This window comes from uncultured Granulicatella sp., from assembly GCF_963528315.1.
Lineage (GTDB): Bacteria > Bacillota > Bacilli > Lactobacillales > Aerococcaceae > Granulicatella.
Genome location: NZ_CAURVV010000074.1, coordinates 1 through 4,132, shown reverse-complemented (window position 1 = coordinate 4,132; position 4,132 = coordinate 1). Strand labels below are relative to the sequence as shown.

The window sequence follows — 4,132 nt, the reverse complement described above, 5'->3', positions numbered from 1 at the left end:
TTTTGTAGAAATACAGACGCTTCCCGCGTTATCGGAATGAATGAGGATGAAATGCTGTTTCATTGTAAGCAAGGTGGTACCGCGTGGTAGACGCCCTTGTAACAATGGGGCAGTTTTTATTTTTTTATAATAAACGAAAAGGATGGTAAAGATGAAAAAATTATCTAGTAGCGAAATTCGTCAAATGTATCTTGATTTCTTCCAAGAGAAAGGACATAAGGTGCATCCAAGTGCAAGTTTAATTCCTGTAAACGATCCAACATTATTATGGATCAACTCAGGGGTAGCTACTTTGAAAAAATATTTTGATGGAACAGAAACTCCTGAAGTTCCAAGAATTACAAATGCTCAAAAGAGTATTCGTACAAACGATATTGAAAATGTAGGTCACACTGCAAGACACCATACATTATTTGAAATGATGGGAAACTTCTCAATTGGCGATTACTTCAAAGAAGAAGTCATTCCATGGGCTTGGGAATTTTTAACAAGTGAAAAATGGTTAGCATTAGACCCAAATCGTTTATATGTAACGTATTATCCAAAAGATCCTGAAACTAAACAATTATGGATGGAAAAAGTAGGATTACCAGAAGACCATATTATTCCTGTAGAAGATAACTTCTGGGATATCGGTGCTGGACCATGTGGACCAGATACTGAGATTTTCTATGACCGTGGTGAAAAATATCAAACATTAGCTGAAGATGATCCTGAAAACTACCCAGGAGGAGAAAACGAACGTTACTTAGAAATTTGGAACTTAGTATTCTCTCAATTTAACCATATGCCAGATGGAACATATCCTCCATTACCACATAAAAACGTCGATACGGGGATGGGATTAGAGCGTGTTGTTTCTGTTATTCAAGATACTCCAACAAACTTTGAAACAGATTTATTCATGCCAATTATTCAACAATTAGAACAACTAAGTGCTGGTAAAAAATATAATACTTCAAAAGATTTAGATGTTTCATTTAAAGTTATTGCTGACCATATTCGTGCAGTTAGCTTTGCGATTGGTGACGGTGCGTTACCTTCAAATGAAGGACGTGGATATATTATCCGTCGTTTAATCCGTCGTTCAGTAATGCATGGTCAACGTTTAGGAATTCAAGGTTCATTCTTAACAAAATTAGTGCCAACTGTTGCAAGCATTATGCATAGCTACTATCCAGAAGTAACTGAAAATCTTGAATTTATTCAAAAAGTTATTGCAAATGAAGAAAATCGTTTCCAAGAAACAATTCATGATGGACTTGCAATTTTAGAAACAGTATTTGCTGAAATGAAAGCACAAAATCAAACTGTATTATCAGGTGAAAATGCCTTTAAACTATACGATACTTATGGATTCCCTTATGAATTAACATTAGAATATGCAAGTGATAATGGTTATGAAGTGGATGAAGAAGGATTCCAAGCTGAAATGAAAGCACAAAAAGAACGTGCTCGTGCAGCTCGTAATACAGAAACTTCTATGAATGTTCAATCAGCTGTTTTACGTGATATTACAGTGGAAAGTACATTTGTGGGATATGACCGTACAACTGAAAAAGGTTTATTAAGTGCGATTGTATATGAAGATGAATTAGTAGAATCTGCTTTAGAAGATACAAGAGTACAAGTAGTCTTCAATCAAACTCCATTCTATGCTGAAATGGGTGGACAATTATCTGACCATGGTGTGATTAAAGATGAATCAGGTCAAGTAGTTGCAACTGTTGTTCAAGTGAAGAAAGCTCCAAATGGTCAACCATTACATACAATTGATGTCGTTGCTCCAATGCAATTAAACTCAACTTATGTATTAGAAGTTGATCAACAAGAACGTGCTAAATTAATTAAAAACCACACTGCAACTCACTTATTACACCAAGCATTAAAAGAAGTGTTAGGAACACATGCTAACCAAGCAGGTTCATTAGTAGCTCCAGGATATTTACGTTTTGACTTTAGCCACTTTGGACAAGTAACAGCTGAAGAATTAGCTGAAATGGAACGTATTGTAAATGAAAAAATTTGGGCAGCTTTAGATGTGGTGACGGTTGAAACTACATTAGAAGAAGCGAAAAAATTAGGCGCAATGGCTTTATTCGGTGAAAAATATGGTAATAAAGTTCGTATGGTAAACATTGCAAACTGGTCTATCGAATTATGTGGTGGAGTTCACGTTTCAAATACTCAAGAAATCGGTCTATTCAAGATTATTTCTGAATCTGGTATTGGTGCAGGAGTTCGCCGTATTGAAGCTGTTACAAGTCAAGAAGCATTTGAATTATTAGCAAAACATGAATTGTTATTAAAACAAATTGCAAGTGATGTTAAAGCTGTTCAATTAGATAGCACTCCAGAACGAGTTTCTCACTTACAACAAGAATTAAAAGAAGCTCAACATGAAATTTCAGCTCTAAAAGCTAAATTAATGAAATCTGAAGTTGCAGACTTATTTGAATCTGTTTCTACAGCAGGAAACTACTCATTCATTACAGTTCACTTACCAAATAAAGATATGAATGAATTACGTCAATTAGCAGATACTTGGAGACAAAAAGCAGCAAGTGATGTATTCGTCGTAGCAACTAATGAAGGAGAAAAAGCGAATTTATTAGCTGCAGTTTCTAAAGATGCAAATGAAAAAGGAATTAAAGCAGGAGATATTATCAAAGCAATTGCTTCACATATCCAAGGTGGCGGTGGTGGCCGTCCAGATATGGCTCAAGCAGGTGGTAAAAATCCAGCCGGTATTCCAGCTGCGTTAAAAGCGGTAGAAGAATTCTTAGCTCAAGCATAATGATTCAATTGAAATGGAGTAGAATGTGATCCATTCTACTTCATTTTTTTAAGGAAAGTTTAATCTCTATCGTATTTATTGTAGTTTTTACTAAAATTTAGTAGAATGAAGATACAAAGAAATGAGGTGTTAATATGAGTTCAATGGATGAAACAGTTCTATTTAACTTTCATGATAAAGATGAAAAAACAGTACAAGAGACACTAACAATTGTTTATGATGCATTAAACGAAAAAGGTTATAGTGCAGTCAATCAAATTGTTGGGTACTTATTATCTGGCGATCCAGCTTATATTCCTCGACATCGTGATGCTAGAAATCTAGTAAGACGTCACGAGCGTGATGAAATTATCGAAGAATTAATCCGCCATTATATTCGTTCGACAGGTAGAGATTGTTAATGAGAGTAATGGGATTAGATGTCGGCAGTAAAACGGTTGGAGTTGCGATTAGTGACCCATTAGGTTGGACTGCTCAAGGTGTTGAAACGATTGCGATTAATGAAGCTGCAAGTGAATTTGGCTTTAACCGTGTGGTGGAATTGGTTAAAGAATACGAAGTTGAGAAGATTGTTATCGGGATGCCGAAAAACATGAATAATACAGCTGGACCAAGAGCAGAAGCTTCACAAAAATATGGTAGAAGTTTAGAAAAACGTTTAGAAATTCCAATCGTTTTTCACGATGAACGGTTAACAACAATGCAAGCAGAAAGAATGCTTGTTGAGGAAGCGAATGTTTCTCGTAAAAAGAGAAAAGAAGTGATTGATAAGTTAGCAGCCGTCATCATTTTACAAAATTATTTAGATTTAAATATTAAATAGAAAAGAGGAAACGTAATGACAGAACATACACATGAACATGATGGACATGAACATATTACAATTATTGATGAAGAAGGAAATGAAGTCTTACACGAGGTTTTATTTACTTTCGATTCAGAAGATTTTGGTAAATCATATGTTTTAGTATACCCAGCAGGAATTCCAGAGGGAGAAGAAGTTGAACTTCAAGCATTTTCTTATGTTGAAGCTGAAGATGGTACTGAAGGAGACTTACTTCCTATCGAAACTGATGAAGAATGGGATATGATTGAGGAAGTTTTAAATACTTTCTTAGATGAAGAAGAAGAATAATGATGTGAGAAGACGCCTGATAGGATGCTATTTGGTGTCTTCTTTCCTTATATTTAGCGAAATTGGACTTGCCTTACTGTAGCAAAGGACGCAAGCAGCCAGCTTTGCTGTCTCATTGCTAATTTTCGAGCCTAAGGTCTCGAAATTTATTTGAAACAAAGTACCAAAAAAAGACAAAAAGATACTACCTATGCTATAAT

The 4,132-nt window shown here is 35.2% G+C and carries 4 protein-coding genes; all 4 read left to right on the top strand.

Features of this window, described 5'->3' with window-relative positions; genetic code table 11:
* Positions 1-151: 151 nt before the first annotated feature.
* The 4 genes from alaS (at position 152) to RYK07_RS08805 (ending at position 3,932) form a co-directional block, all read left to right on the top strand.
* Positions 152-2,797 (top strand): alanine--tRNA ligase, encoded by a 2,646-nt coding sequence (gene alaS / locus RYK07_RS08820; RefSeq protein WP_314853490.1) that lies wholly within the window; start codon positions 152-154, stop codon positions 2,795-2,797.
* Positions 2,798-2,931: 134 nt separating this feature from the next.
* Complete coding sequence (locus RYK07_RS08815) at positions 2,932-3,198, top strand: IreB family regulatory phosphoprotein (protein WP_006702831.1); 267 nt, start codon at positions 2,932-2,934, stop codon at positions 3,196-3,198.
* Positions 3,198-3,620, top strand: coding sequence for a Holliday junction resolvase RuvX (gene ruvX / locus RYK07_RS08810; protein ID WP_227931530.1), 423 nt, complete (start codon positions 3,198-3,200; stop codon positions 3,618-3,620). The genes RYK07_RS08815 and ruvX overlap by 1 nt, the downstream gene beginning before the upstream one ends.
* A gap of 15 nt (positions 3,621-3,635) precedes the next feature.
* Positions 3,636-3,932 carry a DUF1292 domain-containing protein gene (locus RYK07_RS08805; protein ID WP_006702829.1) on the top strand — a complete coding sequence of 99 codons (297 nt, stop codon included), beginning with the start codon at positions 3,636-3,638 and terminating at the stop codon, positions 3,930-3,932.
* Positions 3,933-4,132: the final 200 nt, after the last annotated feature.

What these genes read in the sequence shown, in the direction of transcription:
- ruvX (WP_227931530.1), top strand. Translation starts at nt 3,198, where the DNA reads ATGAGAGTAATGGGATTAGATGTCGGCAGTAAAACGGTTGGAGTTGCG.
- RYK07_RS08815 (WP_006702831.1), top strand. Translation starts at nt 2,932, where the DNA reads ATGAGTTCAATGGATGAAACAGTTCTATTTAACTTTCATGATAAAGAT.
- alaS (WP_314853490.1), top strand. Translation starts at nt 152, where the DNA reads ATGAAAAAATTATCTAGTAGCGAAATTCGTCAAATGTATCTTGATTTC.
- RYK07_RS08805 (WP_006702829.1), top strand. Translation starts at nt 3,636, where the DNA reads ATGACAGAACATACACATGAACATGATGGACATGAACATATTACAATT.